This is a genomic window from Agathobaculum sp., from assembly GCF_050946325.1.
Lineage (GTDB): Bacteria > Bacillota > Clostridia > Oscillospirales > Butyricicoccaceae > Agathobaculum.
The window spans coordinates 1-16,804 of record NZ_JBMNUP010000026.1 but is presented as its reverse complement, the minus strand read 5'-3'; the positions used below and the strand labels follow the sequence as shown (position 1 = coordinate 16,804).

The 16,804-nt window shown below is 53.0% G+C and carries 17 protein-coding genes; 11 read left to right on the top strand and 6 right to left on the bottom strand.

The genetic code is table 11. The features are described 5' to 3' along the window. Positions 1-309: 309 nt before the first annotated feature. Together ACOYIE_RS03710 and ACOYIE_RS03705 are read left to right on the top strand one after the other, a co-directional pair. The gene (locus ACOYIE_RS03710) at positions 310-510 is read left to right on the top strand and encodes a hypothetical protein (protein ID WP_256319110.1); all 201 of its coding nucleotides are present in this window, start codon (positions 310-312) and stop codon (positions 508-510) included. A 1-nt stretch (position 511) separates the two neighbouring features. Further along, entirely contained in the window at positions 512-694 is a 183-nt protein-coding gene (locus tag ACOYIE_RS03705) for a helix-turn-helix domain-containing protein (RefSeq protein ID WP_256319111.1), read from the top strand. 34 nt (positions 695-728) lie between these two features. Here ACOYIE_RS03705 and ACOYIE_RS03700 read toward each other — a convergent pair whose 3' ends face one another. The 6 genes from ACOYIE_RS03700 to ACOYIE_RS03675 all read right to left on the bottom strand — a co-directional run bounded on the left by ACOYIE_RS03700 (position 729) and on the right by ACOYIE_RS03675 (position 5,235). Continuing rightward, positions 729-989 (bottom strand): hypothetical protein, encoded by a 261-nt coding sequence (locus tag ACOYIE_RS03700; RefSeq protein WP_256319112.1) that lies wholly within the window; start codon positions 987-989, stop codon positions 729-731. Beyond that, positions 973-1,650, bottom strand: coding sequence for a helix-turn-helix domain-containing protein (locus ACOYIE_RS03695; protein WP_256319113.1), 678 nt, complete (start codon positions 1,648-1,650; stop codon positions 973-975). The genes ACOYIE_RS03700 and ACOYIE_RS03695 overlap by 17 nt, the downstream gene beginning before the upstream one ends. A gap of 325 nt (positions 1,651-1,975) precedes the next feature. Beyond that, a complete protein-coding gene (locus ACOYIE_RS03690; protein WP_256319114.1) occupies positions 1,976-3,187 on the bottom strand; it encodes a tyrosine-type recombinase/integrase in 1,212 nt (403 codons plus the stop codon). Between the two features lie 434 nt (positions 3,188-3,621). Beyond that, a complete protein-coding gene (locus ACOYIE_RS03685; RefSeq protein ID WP_433410817.1) occupies positions 3,622-4,314 on the bottom strand; it encodes an LrgB family protein in 693 nt (230 codons plus the stop codon). Further along, entirely contained in the window at positions 4,307-4,684 is a 378-nt protein-coding gene (locus ACOYIE_RS03680) for a CidA/LrgA family protein (protein ID WP_433410816.1), read from the bottom strand. The genes ACOYIE_RS03685 and ACOYIE_RS03680 overlap by 8 nt, the downstream gene beginning before the upstream one ends. Continuing rightward, on the bottom strand, positions 4,681-5,235 hold the full coding sequence (locus tag ACOYIE_RS03675) for a DUF4364 family protein (RefSeq protein WP_433410815.1): 555 nt from the start codon (positions 5,233-5,235) through the stop codon (positions 4,681-4,683). The genes ACOYIE_RS03680 and ACOYIE_RS03675 overlap by 4 nt, the downstream gene beginning before the upstream one ends. A 201-nt stretch (positions 5,236-5,436) precedes the next feature. Here ACOYIE_RS03675 and ACOYIE_RS03670 point away from each other — a divergent pair, with 201 nt between their 5' ends. From ACOYIE_RS03670 to ACOYIE_RS03630, 9 genes are all read left to right on the top strand, one after another. Then, positions 5,437-5,973, top strand: a complete 537-nt coding sequence (locus tag ACOYIE_RS03670; RefSeq protein ID WP_433410814.1) for a GNAT family N-acetyltransferase — start codon at positions 5,437-5,439, stop codon at positions 5,971-5,973. A gap of 249 nt (positions 5,974-6,222) precedes the next feature. Further along, the gene (locus ACOYIE_RS03665; RefSeq protein ID WP_433410813.1) at positions 6,223-6,396 is read left to right on the top strand and encodes a hypothetical protein; all 174 of its coding nucleotides are present in this window, start codon (positions 6,223-6,225) and stop codon (positions 6,394-6,396) included. Between the two features lie 198 nt (positions 6,397-6,594). Next, the gene (locus tag ACOYIE_RS03660) at positions 6,595-7,194 is read left to right on the top strand and encodes an N-acetyltransferase family protein (protein WP_433410812.1); all 600 of its coding nucleotides are present in this window, start codon (positions 6,595-6,597) and stop codon (positions 7,192-7,194) included. Positions 7,195-7,225: 31 nt separating this feature from the next. Further along, positions 7,226-7,951 carry a JAB domain-containing protein gene (locus tag ACOYIE_RS03655; RefSeq protein WP_433410811.1) on the top strand — a complete coding sequence of 242 codons (726 nt, stop codon included), beginning with the start codon at positions 7,226-7,228 and terminating at the stop codon, positions 7,949-7,951. A 1-nt stretch (position 7,952) separates the two neighbouring features. Then, positions 7,953-9,911: an excinuclease ABC subunit UvrB gene (gene uvrB, locus ACOYIE_RS03650; RefSeq protein WP_433410810.1), complete on the top strand. Its 1,959-nt coding sequence runs from the start codon at positions 7,953-7,955 to the stop codon at positions 9,909-9,911. After that, complete coding sequence (locus ACOYIE_RS03645) at positions 9,908-10,729, top strand: MBL fold metallo-hydrolase (RefSeq protein WP_433410809.1); 822 nt, start codon at positions 9,908-9,910, stop codon at positions 10,727-10,729. The genes uvrB and ACOYIE_RS03645 overlap by 4 nt, the downstream gene beginning before the upstream one ends. Before the next feature lie 47 nt (positions 10,730-10,776). After that, positions 10,777-13,623, top strand: coding sequence for an excinuclease ABC subunit UvrA (gene uvrA, locus ACOYIE_RS03640; protein ID WP_433410808.1), 2,847 nt, complete (start codon positions 10,777-10,779; stop codon positions 13,621-13,623). A gap of 397 nt (positions 13,624-14,020) precedes the next feature. Next, positions 14,021-15,124 (top strand): redox-regulated ATPase YchF, encoded by a 1,104-nt coding sequence (gene ychF / locus ACOYIE_RS03635; protein ID WP_433410807.1) that lies wholly within the window; start codon positions 14,021-14,023, stop codon positions 15,122-15,124. A 266-nt stretch (positions 15,125-15,390) separates the two neighbouring features. Then, the coding region (locus ACOYIE_RS03630; protein WP_433410806.1) for a VanW family protein at positions 15,391-16,804 on the top strand (1,414 nt) is incomplete at its 3' end.

Below are 16,804 nucleotides of genomic sequence, written 5' to 3'. Positions count from 1 at the left end.
TTAAGCTGTGCTATTACTATGATACCAGCGTTGATTATCTGCTGGGCATTACAGATACAAAAGAACCCTACCCACGCAAGAGATAGAGAAAATTCACACAACTCTCTATGCTCTAATAAAAACATATAATAAAGCAAAGAAATTTGTGTGAATTTACATTGAATCGTTTTGATTTTCACAAAATTCGCTGCGATTATACAGGATTTAACATTTTTATCGTCGATTCCGACAAAATCCGCTTTGATACTTGCAAAATTCAATGGAATCTGTTAGAATTTAGCCAAACCAAACAGAAAGAAGGCTAAATCTATGCGAATCACTCTTGATGTAGACAACAAGCAAATCATTGTCCCTGATACTTATTATGGTGCGGTAGATAAGATGAATAAGGCGCTTGAAGCGGCCAAAGTCGAGGACAAAAAGATTGATTATGTGCAGTACATCGCGGACGCATGGGAAGAAGCAATCAAAAAGCCGCTTATTCGCAAGGCTGACTTGAAGAAAAAGTAAGATGCCCAAACGAGTAACGCCGGAAGAAATCAAGCAATTTCACAAACTTTATCAAGAGTACGGAAGTTTTGCGGCGGTTGCGCGTCTGACCGGGCGTAGCGCCTCCACGATTTCCCGTTATGTGCAGGTGAAGGGCGCTCCCCGCATGGCGGCACATATTTTCAAAGAAATGATGCACGAATAAGAAAAAGGCAAGGGGAACGCGCCCTTGCCTTTTCTCATGTACGGGAAAGTTGTTTAATTTGCGTTTCATACTGGGATAAGGAATATTGTAGTTCTATTTGTAACTGCTTTTTTGCTTCATCATCCGGTGCTTTCTCAATCTGCTCGTTAAAATACAAAATAGTTTCCCGTTGTACAGATAGAATGCTTGTGAGTTTTTGAGTGTACTCCCGCTCCCGCTGATTCAATGCAGGAAGTGCGGCTTTGCTAATTTCCTTTGCAATTTGCGCCCGCTCGGCATCAGATATAAAATTCATTTTCAAGTTCCTCCAATTCATCTTTAATTTCTGCGGCAATTTCATCAAACAGAGGATTCCATTTTAGCGCGTTAATACTTTCAGCGCGTAGGGCATACACATTGCCGCCTGTTACGCTGTGATATGCCTTAATTGCATCCTCTGGTGTTCCGCCGCCCATCAATACGGCGCTGTATCTGGCTTTAGCCTGTAAATATTGCTCCTCTGTAATTTCCGCCACATGGCGCGTTTCCTCCACTTTGAAAGAGGTACAATAGAGAGTAGGTAATGTGTCATCATAAACGCCTTTAGCAAGTAAGCCGCTGTCATAGAAATTTTGAATCCAGCGGCTGACCGTATCGGCACAAACATCTAACATTTCCGCAATGTCCTTTTTGAACATTCGAGTATAAGGGCGGCGGCCTAAGAAATACCCCTTGAAAAGCTCACACGCCTTGTCCAAGTTCCTGTTAGGGGTAAATCCATAGTCAGATATTAAAAGTAATTTTAGGACGCTTTGCGGCTCTGTAAAGGCATATACCGCACCTCCGCCGCGTCCCTCTATTTGGTAGTTCATCCCTGCACTTTGCATACTGCGTTTGATACTGTCTGTGCGGGAAGTATGAAAAATCTGTTTCAGTTCATTAACTGACTTTTGTATAATAATCGGCTGTACCCCCATTTCGATAATGAAATTCCCACATTTTTCTGCGGCTTAATATTAGAAATAATAAGCGAAAGAAAAGTGCGTAAATTTTCTGTTTTTCTCTCTTATCTCTACATATATTATACAAAAAATTTCAAAAATCGTCCAACCGCCCGTCGCGCGGAATACCTCCGCCGCCTGTGTATGGCAAAAGGAAACGAGCGGGATTTCACTCCCGCTCGTCCTTAGATTTGTCCGGTTGCTCTTGTGGCGGATTTGCTTTGAAAAACTCGCCGTTCATAATGAGTTCTATTAACTGCGGCGGTACATCAAAAGGACTGTCATACATGGGCTGTACCTCTTACATGGCGTTTAGATTGCTCGTTAGCACATCAATTCCCGGCTTAGATACCGCCAGATAATACCGTTCTGTCACCTTTCCGCTTGCGTGTCCCATCTGATTGCAAAGAATATGCGTGGGCGTGTTCATCTCTGCAAGGCGTGTTCCGTAGGTATGGCGCAAGTGGTGATATTTGAAATCTATTCCTAACTCGCTTTTGATTGTGCGGCTATGATACTTCATGGAATTAACGGTTTGAATTTTTCCATTTGGCAAGCTGTTCACCAGTTCTAAAGAGGAAATTTTCTTTCCGTCAATATCGGTGATAAAGGTTTGATTCTGCACCCTCTGCGCCGCCAGTTCCGCCGCGTCCTTTTTCCTCTGTTGCTCCAATAGGGAGAAGTAGGCTTTCAATTTATCGCTCATGTAAACTGTCCTGCGGGCATTGCGCGTTTTAAGTGATACCAGCTTTATCAATCCCTCTTGATACTGCATTTGGCGGTCAATGGTGATTGTGCCGCGCTCTATGTCTACATTCTCCCATTTCAGACCATAGCATTCATTGATACGCAAACCGCAATAGCGGCCTAAGAGGTACGCAGTTTCAGCGTTTGTGCCGCTGAAATACTTATCAAGTTCCGCTATCTGTTCCCGGCTGTACGCTACAATGTCGGTTTCTTCATCGACCTTCATTTTCGGCATACAAATCCTTGCGTCCTTGTTCACACAGAGTTTGTTGTAGGTGTCTACATCAAGGTAATTGCGGGAATAGGCTTGACCGAAAATCAGATAGAACATTTTCAGAAATCCCTCTACATAACGGTAAGCGCGCCCCTCTGTATAATACAGTTCTGCAAGATAGTCATTGATTTCCGCAACGCTGATTTCATCAATGAAGCGTTTACCGAATTTGGCGGACAGGTGGTTTTCCCATAAACTGTCCTGCTTGCGGATAGTCTGATAGGCTTTCCCGCTTCGTCCCTGTTCACAGTATTCTTTGTAGACCTCACACATCATCATACGCGGAATTTGCGGTTTGCTCATTCTGCTGTGCAATTCTCGTGCAATAGCGGATTCTCTGGCTCGGAATGCCGCTTTTTCGGTTTTGAAGGGCTTGCCACTTTCATCTTTTGTTTTCTTCACATCTTTCTTGTTGCCGTTCATTGTGACTGTGTAGCGGAACGCCCAAAGCCCATTTGACAACTGATAAACGCCTGTTGTTTTACCTGCCATTTTGATTGTCCTCCTGTTGGAAAAAAGGTGGACTTTTTCAAAATCGCTTATGTCAATAGAGTGGAAAGTGGAAACGGAATTTTTCGTTTTCCCATGCTATGAGCGGCCTGCAAGGCCAGCGAATAGCAGACCGTACATGAGATGGCCCGCGATGAGGCCCGCCACGGCAAGGCTTTTGAGGGCCTGCTGGCTCGCTACTTCGGCTAATTCAAACCGGATAAAGAAGCGTTTTTTGAGAGGGAACAGGCAAGCCTGTTCCCTCTCTTTTGCGTCTTGCGGTGTCCCACAGTGTTTACACGCTGCCATATTATCAGAAAAAGTGTCATGCAAAGGGTACAGAAACGGATAAGAGAAAGAACGATAGGAAAGCACTGCAAAATGCGATACTGCAATGAAAAAAGCGTCTCTGATACAGAGACGCTTTTTCAACAGGTTCAGCCGAATAGTGCCGCGCCGAAAGAGACGATCAGCGCGGTCAGCAGCCCGGCCACGCCGATGGCGAGGCCGCTCATTGCGCCCTCGGTTTCTCCCAGCTCGATGGCGCGGGAGGTACCGACGGCATGGGCGGCTGTGCCGATGGACAGACCCATCTGTACGGGGTTGCGCACCCCAATGCATTTGAGGAAAACCGGCAGCAGAATCGCGCCGACAATGCCGGTGAACACAATTGCAATGGCGGTGACCGGCGCCAGACCGCCGAGCATTTCGGAAAGCGCCACACCGATTGGCGTAGTAACCGATTTGGGAATGAGCGAGCGCGTGGTGATATTCGACAGGCCGAACAGCCGGCAAAACCCAATGACGCTGACAATGGAGACCAGCGAGCCGACGAACGCGCCGGCCAGAATGGGCAGCAGATTGGCGCGCAGCACATCCAGCTTGCGGTAGATGGGCACGGCAAGCGCCACGGTTGCCGGGGTGAGGAAGAAGGAAATGAGCTGACCGCCTTCCAGATAGGTCTGATAGGCGGTGTCTGTGCAGACCAGCAAAATGCCAACCAGCGCGGAGGCAATCAGAAGCGGATTGCACAGCGGGGAGCCGGTTTTGCGCTGGATATACTGCCCGAGCGCGTAACAGCCGATGGAAACACACAGCCACAGGGTGGGAGAGACGAGCAGGTCAGTCATGGTCGAACGCCTCCTCACCGGTACGGTGCTGCAAACGGAAGACCACATGCACAGTCAGTGCGGTTGCGGCGGCCGTACACAATGTGGTAAGCACACAGACGGCCAGAATGGCAAAAATTTCGCTTTTGATATCTGCAAAAATCTCAAGCACGCCAAGGCAGGCGGGCAGAAAGAAAAACGCCATGTTTTGCAGCAGAAAATCAGCGGAATCCATCACTTGCGGCAGCTTAACACGGCCGGTGACCAGCAGTACAAGCAGCAGGGCCAGCCCCAGCACGTTGCCGGGCAGCGCGCCGCGCAGCAGAATGGAAAGGGCGTCGCCTGCGACGCAGCAGGCCAGCAGCACGCCCAGTTGTTTCAGATACTTCAAGGGTTTTCTTCTTCTTTCTCGGTTTCGTAGTTTGCCGTCAGCGCGGAAAGCAGCGTCTGATAGATTGCCTCAGCATTGGCTTTAAACGTGCGTTCGAGCATGGAAGCCTGTGCGCGGCTGATGACGGCCATTTCAACTGCAAAAACCTGATCCATCTCCATGCGGACGGTCAAATCATTATCGGCCCGCTCAGTGACAGAAGTGTGGATGGCGGCGTCCCGCCGAATTTGGCGTACCACGCGGATGGCAGAGCGCTGCGCGGCTTCCCGCACCGGAAACGGAAGCTGTTTTTCAAAAATGCGGGTGGCTTCGCGCCCTTTTTCGGTAATGGAATATTGCTTGCCGTCATCGGCCTGCTGCTCTGTGATATGGCCGGAAGGCAGCAGTTCATAGAATGCCTCGCTCAGCTCAAAATATCCAAAGCCCTCGTCGCACCAGGTTGTCAGGTCGACTACTGTGCTGAAGCTGACCGGAAAAGGCAGAAGATCCATTGCAAAGAGGATGAGAAACTTGATATCTTCCTTGGAGTGGATGAACCCGTATCGCACCATATAGCGTGCCTCCTTTGCTGAAAAACGGTGTATCTCAGTATACCGCAGAAATCTGAAAAAAGCAACCGGCGGAACGGAGACTCCCTTTTGCGTTTGGACTGATGGGCCCTAACTCCGTCAGATTAACCATATGTTGATGAAGGGATAAAAATAAAGTAAAATAAAACAGAACGATAAATCAGAAGTTGTAGGAGTGATGAAATGAAACCAGATATACAGTTGTACCCGCTGGAAGAAAATGACCGAGAACAGTTTATTTTAGATAATCAAGAAGCTTTTAACTACGGAGCTATGGAGGAGTTTGGTTGTAGAGATAAGCACTTTGAAGAAGATGACCAAATTATTTCACGAGAGACTATCGAACAGTCTATTAACCACGGAAAGGCTTATCGTATTATTCTTGAAGGGAAAAAAGTTGGCGGTGCTGTAATTAAAGTTGATGGAGAAAAAGGAGATTTAGATTTACTGTTCGTTTCTCCGAATATTCACAGCAAGGGAATTGGATATGCTGCGTGGTGTCAAATTGAAAAGCTACATCCAGAAGTGAAAATTTGGGAGACTGTAACACCATATTTTGAACAGCGTAATATACACTTTTATGTAAATAGATGTGGATTTCATATTATTGAATTTTTCAATAAATTTCATCCTGACCCGAATGATCCAGAAATGAATGTTGAAGAATGTGATGAGCAATTTCCAGATGGAATGTTCCGATTTGAAAAAAGAATGGATTAAATTTCAGTTTATCGGGCTGGTCATGTAACGGAACGTCTCCCTTCGTCAGGGTGACGGAGGTTGGCTGGCTGTTGGCTCGATCAGTCAAAAGGGTAACAGGGAGAATGGAGAGCGCTGTTTAAAACAATCGGTTGGGGTTGTGCGCTGCGGTGCGTGAAACCTGTTGAAACGGGCGGAGGGAAATGCTACAATATACTTGCGGAGAGGTACACAAAATGCGTTTTAGAATGTGACGGGGAGGCATGGAAAATGAAAGATACTGTGAAAAGGGCGCTGATTTCGGTTGCGGTGTTTGCGGTGATTTATTTTGTATCGGGCCCGCTCATAGGTACATCGGTTTATGATATGTATTTGAAAGGAATTGAGTTTTTGGCAGCCGTGATTGGCGCAGGCTGCTATTGGATCGGGAGCAATAAAAGATAGAGGAAAAGGCGCTGTCCGGAAGGACGGCGCCTTTTTATAATTTTGCAGAGGGAGAAAAAACAGCGTAAAAACGCACAAATAAAAAACGAACGGATGTACGATTTTTGGCGAAGGAATTTGTAAAAAGCGGTTGAAGAAAAAAGGGACAGGGAGTATAATAAAGTGTCTGATTTTGATGAAAATAAGGGGAGAAAACGTATGCCGGAGGTTGTTTTGCGTGTTGCAGAAGAAAAAGACGCAGCGGCGATGCTGGCGCTTTATGCACCGTATGTGATACAGACCACGGTGTCGAGCGAGTACGAACCGCCTTCGCTGGACGAATTTTTGGGCCGGATGCGGTCGTATACGACAAAATTGCCGTGGCTGGTCTGCACGGTGGACGGGCAGGTTGCAGGATACGGGTACGCTGCGCCGCACCGCACGCGCGCGGCTTACCAGTGGTCGGTGGAGACTTCGATTTATGTGGAGGAAAGCTGGCATCGCTGCGGCATCGCAGGGGCGATTTACGCCGCGCTTTTTGAACTGCTGGCCATGCAGGGCTACTATAATATTTTTGTCGGCATCACTTCGCCCAACGAACGTTCGATGAAGTTCCACAAGGCGATGGGGTTTATTATTTCGGGCGCGTATCAGGAGAGCATGTTCAAATTCGGCCAATGGCGGGATGTCCTCTGGATGGGCAAAAGCCTGCGCGCACATGAGGGCGAACCGCAGCCCACAGTGCCGTTCCCGGAAATTAAAGACAGCCCGCTGGTTGCCCGTGCGCTGCGGCAGGCCGAACAGCGGATTCACCTATAACGAAGGAAATTAAAGAAGGAGGCGTATGGCCGTGGAGCAAAAGAAGGCTAATGTTCATAAAGGGCACCGCAAACGCATGGCGGAGAAGTTTTTGCAGAACGGTCTGCGCGCCTTCAGCGACCATGAAGTGCTGGAAATGCTGCTGTATTTCACCATCAGCCGAAAGGATACGAATGAGATCGGGCATCAGCTCATCCGCCGGTTCGGTTCGCTGTATGAGGTGTTTGAGGCGCCGTATGAGCAGCTTTTGGAGGTGGAGGGCGTCGGCAGTCAGTCCGCGCTGCTGATTAAGATGGTCTACGCAATGTTTGGGCGCTATCAGGAAAACCGCACGCAGGTAAGCTGGAACAGCGAAAAGCTGATCAACCGGCAGCGTGTGGGTGAATATTTTGTGCCGCAGTTTGCCGGCGAGCGGGAAGAAGTGCTGCTGGTGGCGTATCTGGACGACTCCGGCAGAGTGCTGAAGTGCGTGGAGTGCGGCAGGGGATCGCATAATCAGGTCGGGGCCAACCCTTACCAGATCGCGCGGGGCGCAATCGTTTGCGGGTCGCACACGGTGGTGTTGGCGCACAATCACCCGAATGGCGTTGCGGAGCCGTCGCAGCAGGATATTGACATCACACGGCGGCTGAAAAATCATCTGGAGGAGCTGGACATTCAGTTATACGACCACTGCATCGTAGCGGGCGGCAGATATGTGTCCGTTTTTTCTTATATGCAGACAAGCCTGCTGACGCCCCGCCGAAGGAGGATATAACGTGCCGGAGTTCAAAATTGTAAGCGATTATCAGATGGCGGGCGACCAGCCGCAGGCGGTCGCCAAGCTGGTGGAGGGCATCAACAACGGCCTGACCGAGCAGACCCTGATGGGCGTGACCGGTTCGGGCAAAACCTTTACCATGGCGAATATCATCGAGCAGACCCAGCGGCCGACGCTGGTGCTCGCACATAATAAAACGCTGGCCGCGCAGCTCTGCACCGAGCTGCGGGAGTTTTTTCCGCATAATGCGGTCGAATACTTTGTATCCTACTATGATTACTACCAGCCCGAGGCGTATATCGCTTCGACCGATACCTATATCGAAAAGGACTCCGCGATCAATGACGAGATCGACCGGCTGCGCCACTCGGCGACCTCGGCGCTGTCCGAACGGCGGGATGTGATCATCGTTTCCTCGGTATCCTGCATCTACTCTCTGGGTGACCCGATCGACTATAAGAAAATGGTCATTTCCATGCGTCCGGGCATGGAGATGAGTCGGGAAACCCTGATCCACCGCCTCATCGATATTCAGTATGAGCGCAACGACATTGCGTTTGAACGCAACCGCTTCCGCGTGCGCGGCGATACGGTGGAGATCTGGCCGGTTTATTCGGATGAGGATGTGGTGCGCATTGAGTTTTTTGGGGATGAGATCGACCGCATCAGCCGGATCAACCCGCTGACCGGCGTAACGCTGGGCGAACTGGGGCACACCGCGATCTTTCCGGCGAGCCACTATGTCACGCCCAAGGATAAGCTGGAGGCTGCCATCAAGGATCTGGAGGCGGAGCTGGAGCAGCGCATCCAGTATTTTGAGCAGAACGGCAAGCTGATCGAGGCGCAGCGCATCGGCCAGCGCACCCGGTATGATATTGAAATGCTGCAGGAAATCGGCTTTTGCAGCGGGATTGAGAACTACTCCCGCGTGCTGTCGCGCAGGGAACCGGGCAGCGCCCCATACACGCTGATCGATTATTTTCCGGAGGATTTCCTCCTCATCGTGGATGAGAGCCATGTGACGCTGCCGCAGGTGCGCGCGATGTATCACGGCGACCGCGCCCGCAAGGAAAGCCTGGTTGAAAACGGCTTCCGCCTGCCCTCGGCCTATGACAACCGTCCGCTGAACTTCGACGAGTTTAACGAACGTTTGAACCAGATCGTTTACGTTTCCGCAACGCCGGCAGAATATGAGCTGAGCCGCTCAGGGCAGGTGGTTGAGCAGGTCATCCGTCCGACCGGCCTGCTCGATCCCGAGGTAGCCGTGCGTCCGGTTGACGGGCAGATCGACGACCTGATCGGAGAGATCAACGCGCGCACCGCGAAGGGGGAGCGCGTGCTGGTGACGACCCTTACCAAGAAAATGGCCGAGGATCTGACCAATTATCTGGAAACGGCAGGCATCAAGGTGCGCTATATGCACCACGATGTCAAAACCATCGAGCGGCAGGAGCTGGTGCGCGACCTGCGCCTCGGCGTGTTTGATGTGCTGGTTGGCATCAACCTGCTGCGCGAGGGCTTGGATATTCCCGAGGTTTCGCTCGTGGCGATCCTCGATGCGGATAAGGAGGGCTTCCTGCGTTCGGAAACCTCGCTTATCCAGACCATCGGCCGTGCGGCGCGCAACGAGCATGGCATGGTCGTGCTGTACGCGGACAGCATCACACCCTCTATGCGCCGCGCGATGGATGAAACCGAGCGCCGCCGCGCCTTGCAGGATGCCTTTAATCAGGCGCACGGCATCGTGCCCAAGTCGGTGCGCAAAAAAGTGCAGGATGTCATCGAGATCACGTCCAACGTACCCACGAGCAGCAAGAAAAAGCTGCGCACCAAGGGCGAAAAACAGCAGGAGATCGCCCGCCTGACCCGTCAGATGAAGGAGGCGGCCAAAATGCTCGAATTTGAGATCGCCGCGCAGCTGCGCGATCAGATCAAGGCATTGGAGGAAGGAAAATGAAGCTGTATACCCTGATGGAGGATACCGCCTGCTCATCTGCGTTTGTCTGTGAGCATGGGCTGAGCTTTTATATGGAAGTGAACGGCCGCCGGCTGCTGTTCGATATGGGGCAGACCGACCGGTATCTGCAAAACGCGCGGACGCTTGGCGTGCGGCTGGCGGAGGTGGATGCGGCCTTTGTCTCGCACGGGCATTACGACCACGGCGGCGGACTGGCTGCGTTTCTGGAAATCAACCGGCGGGCACCGGTGTATGTGCACCGGCAGGCGTTCGAGCCGCATTTTTCGCACAAGGCGGACGGCATCCGTGCAATCGGGCTGGACCCCGCCTTGCAGGAGGAGGAACGGCTGATCCTGACCGACGGCGTGACCGTTCTGGATGAGAATATGACGCTGTTTTCCGATGTGACCGGACAGGAATGCTGCCCGGGCGGCAACCGCACGCTGTATGAGCAGGAGGACGGACAATATGTGCCCGACCGGTTCCTGCACGAGCAGAGCCTGCTTCTGCGGGAGCGGGACAAGGTCTATCTGCTGACCGGCTGCGCGCATCGGGGCGTGGTCAACATCTGCGCCCGCGCGCAGGAGATCATCGGGCGCGCCCCCGATGTGGTCATCGGCGGGATGCACCTGTTCAGCCCATCCACGGGCAAAAGCGAGCCGGATGAAGCGATTCATGCGGTCGCGGCGCGGCTCGCGCAGACGGGCAGCCGGTATTATACCTGCCACTGCACCGGACAACATGCGTTTGCGGTGCTGCGCGAAACGCTCGGGGAGCGGATTGCCTTTTTAACGGCGGGCAGCGTGCTTGCGCTGTGAGAGGCGCAAAACAGATACTGCATATTGGAAATTAAGGATAGGTGAACATGCAGGAATTTATCCATGTAAAGGGTGCGCGTGAGCATAACCTGAAAAATATCGACATCAAGATCCCGCGGGACAAGCTGGTCGTGCTGACCGGCCTGTCCGGTTCGGGCAAGTCATCTTTGGCGTTCGATACGATTTACGCGGAGGGACAGCGCCGCTACGTTGAGTCGCTGTCCAGCTATGCGCGGCAGTTTTTGGGGCAGATGGACAAGCCGGATGTGGATTATATCGACGGTCTCTCGCCTGCGATTTCGATCGACCAGAAGACCACTTCGCAGAACCCGCGCTCAACGGTCGGCACAGTGACCGAGATCTATGACTATATGCGTTTGCTCTGGGCGCGGATCGGTACGCCGCACTGTCCGAGGTGCGGCAAGGAGATCCATCAGCAGACCATCGACCAGATCATCGACCGGCTGATGGCGCTGGAGGAAAAAACGCGCGTACAGATCCTTGCGCCGGTCATCCGCGGCAAGAAGGGCGAGCACGCCAAAGTGCTGGAGGACGCGCGCAAATCGGGCTATGTCCGCGTGCGGGTGGACGGTGAGGTGCGCGACCTTGCCGAGGAGATCAAGCTGAAAAAGACCCTGAAGCACGACATTGAGATTGTGGTGGACCGCGTGGTCATCCGGCCGGATGCGCGCGGACGCATCACAGATTCGGTCGAAACGGCGTCCGCCCTGTCGGGCGGTCTGGTCATTGCGGATGTGGTCGGCGGGGAGCCGCTGTCCTTTTCGCAGAATTATGCGTGTGATGACTGCGGCATTTCGATCGAAGAGCTGACACCGCGCATGTTTTCCTTTAATAACCCGTACGGCGCGTGTCCGGTCTGCACCGGACTGGGCAAGCAGATGCGGGTCGATCCCGACCGGATCATCCCGAATAAAAAGCTGTCCATCCGGCAGGGGGCGATCCGCGCATCGGGCTGGGGCAACGCCGAACCGGGTACGATTTCTTATATGTATTTTTCCGCGCTCGGCAAAAAACACGGCTTTACGCTGGATACGCCAATCGACGCATTGGACAAACAGGCACTGCATGAGCTGCTGTACGGCACGGGGGAGGAGCCGCTTGCGCTGGCGGTCAGCCGTGTATCGGGCGGCGTGATGCGGCAGCCGTTTGAGGGCATTGTGACCAATCTGGAACGCCGCTACCGCGAAACGACAAGCGATTACTCCCGCGCGGAGATCGAGGAGTGCATGAGCGAGATCCCCTGTCCGGCCTGCCACGGCCGGCGGCTGCGGCCGGAGGTGCTGGCGGTCACGCTCGGCGGGCTGAATATTGCGGAATTTGCCGAAAAGTCGGTCGTCAAGGCGATGGAGTTTCTGCACGGCTTGCAGCTGACCGAGATGCAGCATAAAATCGGTGACCGTGTGATCAAGGAGATCATGGACCGGCTGGGATTTTTGCAGTCGGTCGGATTGGAATATTTGACGCTTGCGCGTTCGTCCGGTACGCTGTCCGGCGGCGAGAGCCAGCGCATCCGTCTGGCAACGCAGATCGGGTCATCGCTGATGGGTGTGCTGTATATTTTGGACGAGCCGTCCATCGGCCTGCACCAGCGGGACAATGACAAGCTGCTGGCAACACTCAAGCGCCTGCGCGATCTGGGCAATACCCTGATTGTGGTCGAACACGATGAGGATACCATGTTTGCCGCCGACCATATTGTGGATATCGGCCCGGGTGCGGGACGCAACGGCGGCGAGGTCGTGTTTGAAGGCACGGTGGACGCGCTGCTGCAAAGCGAGACTTCGGTGACCGGACAGTATCTGTCCGGCAGGAAGTTCATTCCGGTGCCTGCCGTGCGCCGCAAGGGCAATGGCAAAAAACTGACCGTGACCGGCTGCGCGGTGAATAATCTCAAGCATACGGATTTTACCATACCGCTTGGAACGCTGACTTGCGTAACCGGTGTGTCCGGTTCGGGCAAATCCTCATTTGTCAACGAGATCCTGTATAAAAAGCTCGCTGCCGAGCTGAACGGCGCGAAAACACGCGCGGGGGCGCATGATAAATTCACCGGCCTTTCTTATCTGGACAAGGTCATCGACATCGACCAGTCGCCCATTGGGCGCACACCGCGCTCCAATCCGGCAACCTATACCGGAGTATTCAATGATATCCGCGAGCTGTTTGCCAAAACGGCGGATGCCAAGGCGCGCGGCTACGGGCCGGGCCGGTTTTCCTTTAATGTGAAGGGCGGCCGGTGCGAGGCCTGCGCGGGTGACGGACTGCTGAAGATCGAAATGCACTTTCTGCCCGATGTGTATGTGCCCTGCGATGTGTGCAAGGGCAAACGCTATAACAAGGAAACGCTGGAAGTGCGATACAAGGGCAAAAACATCTATGAAGTGCTGGATATGACGGTGGATGAGGCGTGCGAGTTTTTTGCCAATGTCCCCAAGATCGCCCGGCGGCTGGAAACCATGCGCGAGGTCGGGCTGGGGTATGTCAAGCTCGGGCAGTCCTCCACCACGCTTTCGGGCGGCGAGGCGCAGCGCGCCAAGCTGGCGACCGAGCTTTCTAAACGCTCGACCGGCAAAACCATCTATATTCTGGATGAGCCGACCACCGGCCTGCACGTTGCGGATGTCCACAGGCTGGTGGATGTGCTGCAAAAGCTGGTGGATGCAGGCAATACCGTGGTGGTGATCGAGCATAACCTGGATGTGATCAAAACGGCGGATTATATCCTTGACCTCGGACCGGAGGGCGGCGACGGCGGCGGCCGTTTGGTGGCGCAGGGCACACCGGAAGAGGTGGCTGCGTGCGAAGGTTCTTATACGGGCAAGTATCTTGGGCCGGTGCTGGAACGTGCAAAGACGATACGGAACGAAGAATAGAGCATGCCTGCTGAATCCAATACTGCCGTGCCTGCGTTGTCTGCGCGATAGGATGCTCCCGCTTTTAAAAAGCGGGAGCATTTTGCGTTACAGAAAAGGAAGCAAGCCGCGCTTTGTTTGTATGCTGCTGGAAGAAAACACGATTCTGCTGAAATTTTCGCCTTGAGAATGCAGGTGCGCCGTGATATAATTATTATGTATTGATGTGCTCTTTTCTCATAGCACAAAAAACGCAGCAGCAAGAGGAATTGACGTATCAGACGATTCCGCAACTTGCGTGAAATCGGGGTCTCCACTAAAAAACGCGATAGATTCCCGGCAAATGGCAAAAATGCCCGCAATATGGATTTTGGAAACTCTTGACAATAAAGGATTTTTTAAGGAGATGTAGGGATAAATGAAATTAGGTATCGTCGGTTTGCCCAACGTAGGCAAGTCCACTCTGTTCAATGCAATCACACAGGCTGGTGCGGAGAGCGCCAACTACCCTTTCTGCACAATTGACCCCAATGTTGGTATGGTTGCTGTGCCGGATGAGCGCCTGCAGCCGCTGACCGATCTCTATCACGCAAAAAAAACCACCCCTGCCGTGGTGGAATTTGTCGATATTGCGGGCCTGGTGCGCGGTGCCTCCAAGGGCGAAGGACTGGGCAACAAATTTTTGTCCCATATTCGCGAAGTGGATGCGATTGTTCATGTGGTGCGCTGCTTTGAAAATGAAAACATTGTGCATGTGGAAGGCTCGGTTGATCCTGCGCGTGATATTGAAACGATCAATCTGGAGCTGATTCTGGCCGATATTGAACACCTGGACCGCCGGTTGGACCGTGTGCGCAAGGCTGCCAAGGCGGATAAGAAGCTGAACAGGGATGTGGAAATTCTGGAGGCGCTGAAGGCGCATCTGGAGGAAGGGAAAACCGCCCGCTCGTTTGAAGGGTTTGGAGAGGATGAGGATATCACCCGGGTGATGAACGAAAGCGACCTGCTTTCTGCCAAAAAGGTGATTTATGCCGCCAATTTGGATGAAGCGGGCTTTACCGGTGACGATGCCGAAAATGCGCGCCTTACCGCTGTGCAGGCCATTGCGGATGCGGAGGGCGCGATGGTGCTGCCCATCTGCGCCAAACTGGAAGAGGATATTGCGTCCATGGATGCAGAAGAAAAGGAAATGTTCCTTTCCGAACTGGGCCTGCATGAGTCTGGTCTGGACCGTCTGATTAAAGTGTGCTATGATCTGCTCGGTCTGATGAGCTACCTGACCGCCGGCGAGCAGGAGGTGCGCGCATGGACCATTGAAAAGGGCACCAAAGCGCCGCAGGCTGCCGGTAAGATTCATACCGATTTTGAGCGCGGCTTCATTCGTGCCGAGGTCATCAACTATCAGGATCTGATTGCGCTTGGTTCGCTGGCTGCCGCCCGCGAAAAGGGTTTGGTCCGCTCGGAAGGCAAAGAATATGTGATGCAGGACGGCGATGTGGTGCTGTTCCGCTTCAATGTATAAGACGAAAAGCAGAGATACAGACCGGCCGGACGTTGTTCCGGCCGGTTTTTGTATCTGCGGCACGGCCAGCGGGGGAATTTAACCGAATTGTTGTTGTTTCTTCTGAAAAGGCAGACTATAATAAAAAAGCAATATTCTGTCAAAAAACGGCGAATATGCAGCTTGCCGCTTTTTGTATGTTATTTTCGCAAAAAGCATATAGTGATAATAAAGAAAAAGGGGAAACGATATTGGATAGACGAAATGCAAGAAAGGGGGCGCACGCGGTGCCGAAAGGTACGAAAAAAGCAGCGCCCAAACGGGAAAACGGCCGGCGCAAAGCGCCGTTGGTGCTGGGCATCATGGGCGGACTGCTGGTGCTGCTGGCGGTGATTCTTTGCGGTTTTACGCTGCTGTATCCCAATGTGTTCCCAGGCGTCAAACTGGGGACGATTGCAGTTGGCGGGATGACAAAGGAAGAGGCCGCGCAGGAAATTGAGCGGAAAGGCGCGTCTCTTTATGCAGATGCGGCGGTTTCTGTTACAATTTATGAAAAGGAGTATTCCATTCCGGTGGAAGAAGTGCTGGATGGCATTGATGCGGGGCAGTCTGCGGAAAACGCATATGCCATTGGCCGCACGGGCAATCCGTTTTCGCGTATGGTGCAGGTTGTGCGCGCGCTGTTTGGCGCGGGCGAGGCGCAGCTGGCCACCCATGTGGACGATGCGGGACTGGAGCAGCAGTTGAGCGCGATTGCCAAGGAGGCGCTGACAGAGCCGGTGGAGCCTTCGTGGGAGTTTGGCGAAGATACCATGACCATCCATGCAGGTAAGCCGGGCGTTCGTTTTGAGACGGACGCGGTGCGGGATACGCTGGCGGAAAAAATTCGTCTGATGGACTTTGCACCGTATGAGGTATCGACAGAACTGACGGAAACGCCTGCAATTGACATTGACAAAATTGCAGAACAGGTCATCGGCGAGCCGGTAAACGCAAGCGTTGATAAGACGGATGGCAAGACCATCCTGCCGGAAAAGGACGGCGTGCAGTTTGATGTGGAAGAGGCCAGAAAGATTATCGGGGACGGCTTGGCTGAGAGCTACTCCATCCCCGTGAAGCTGACACGCGCGAGCGTGACTGCGGCAGACTTGCAGGAAAAGCTGTTTCGGGATACGCTGGCCCGCACAGCCACCGATTTGAATGAAGGCAACGCGCCCCGAACCAATAATGTCCGGCTGGCCGCGAAAGCGCTGAACGGGACGATTCTCAACCCGGGCGACGAATTTTCTTACAATGAAGTGGTGGGCGAGCGCACGCAGGAGCGCGGTTACAAATTTGCCGGCGCCTATTCGGGGGGAGAAGTGGTTGAAGAAGTTGGCGGCGGCGTATGCCAGCCGTCCTCCACGCTGTATATGGCGGTGCTGCGCGCGGACCTGGAGGTGACAGAGCGGCATAACCACTCTTTCACCGTGTCCTACACGCCGCTGGGCGAGGATGCAACCGTATCCTGGGGAGGACCGGATTTCCGGTTCAAAAATAATACAGCCTACCCGATAAAGCTGCTGGCCGAGCAGACGGGCGGACAGATGATTATTACGCTGGTTGGCACCAAGACCAGCGATAAGACGGTAAAAACCCGCACGGAGGTGCTGGAAACCTACGCGCCGAAGACAGTGGAAAAGAAAGATGATACCATGAAGG

Bases quoted from the DNA above. Each gene is read 5' to 3' on its own strand.
- ACOYIE_RS03665 (WP_433410813.1), top strand. From the start codon at position 6,223: ATGAAAGATACTGTGAAAAGGGCGCTGATTTCGGTTGCGGTGTTTGCG.
- uvrA (WP_433410808.1), top strand. From the start codon at position 10,777: ATGCAGGAATTTATCCATGTAAAGGGTGCGCGTGAGCATAACCTGAAA.
- ychF (WP_433410807.1), top strand. From the start codon at position 14,021: ATGAAATTAGGTATCGTCGGTTTGCCCAACGTAGGCAAGTCCACTCTG.
- ACOYIE_RS03705 (WP_256319111.1), top strand. From the start codon at position 512: ATGCCCAAACGAGTAACGCCGGAAGAAATCAAGCAATTTCACAAACTT.
- ACOYIE_RS03645 (WP_433410809.1), top strand. From the start codon at position 9,908: ATGAAGCTGTATACCCTGATGGAGGATACCGCCTGCTCATCTGCGTTT.
- ACOYIE_RS03695 (WP_256319113.1), bottom strand. From the start codon at position 1,650: ATGGGGGTACAGCCGATTATTATACAAAAGTCAGTTAATGAACTGAAA.
- ACOYIE_RS03700 (WP_256319112.1), bottom strand. From the start codon at position 989: ATGAATTTTATATCTGATGCCGAGCGGGCGCAAATTGCAAAGGAAATT.
- ACOYIE_RS03670 (WP_433410814.1), top strand. From the start codon at position 5,437: ATGAAACCAGATATACAGTTGTACCCGCTGGAAGAAAATGACCGAGAA.
- ACOYIE_RS03710 (WP_256319110.1), top strand. From the start codon at position 310: ATGCGAATCACTCTTGATGTAGACAACAAGCAAATCATTGTCCCTGAT.
- ACOYIE_RS03690 (WP_256319114.1), bottom strand. From the start codon at position 3,187: ATGGCAGGTAAAACAACAGGCGTTTATCAGTTGTCAAATGGGCTTTGG.
- ACOYIE_RS03675 (WP_433410815.1), bottom strand. From the start codon at position 5,235: ATGGTGCGATACGGGTTCATCCACTCCAAGGAAGATATCAAGTTTCTC.
- ACOYIE_RS03660 (WP_433410812.1), top strand. From the start codon at position 6,595: ATGCCGGAGGTTGTTTTGCGTGTTGCAGAAGAAAAAGACGCAGCGGCG.
- ACOYIE_RS03685 (WP_433410817.1), bottom strand. From the start codon at position 4,314: ATGACTGACCTGCTCGTCTCTCCCACCCTGTGGCTGTGTGTTTCCATC.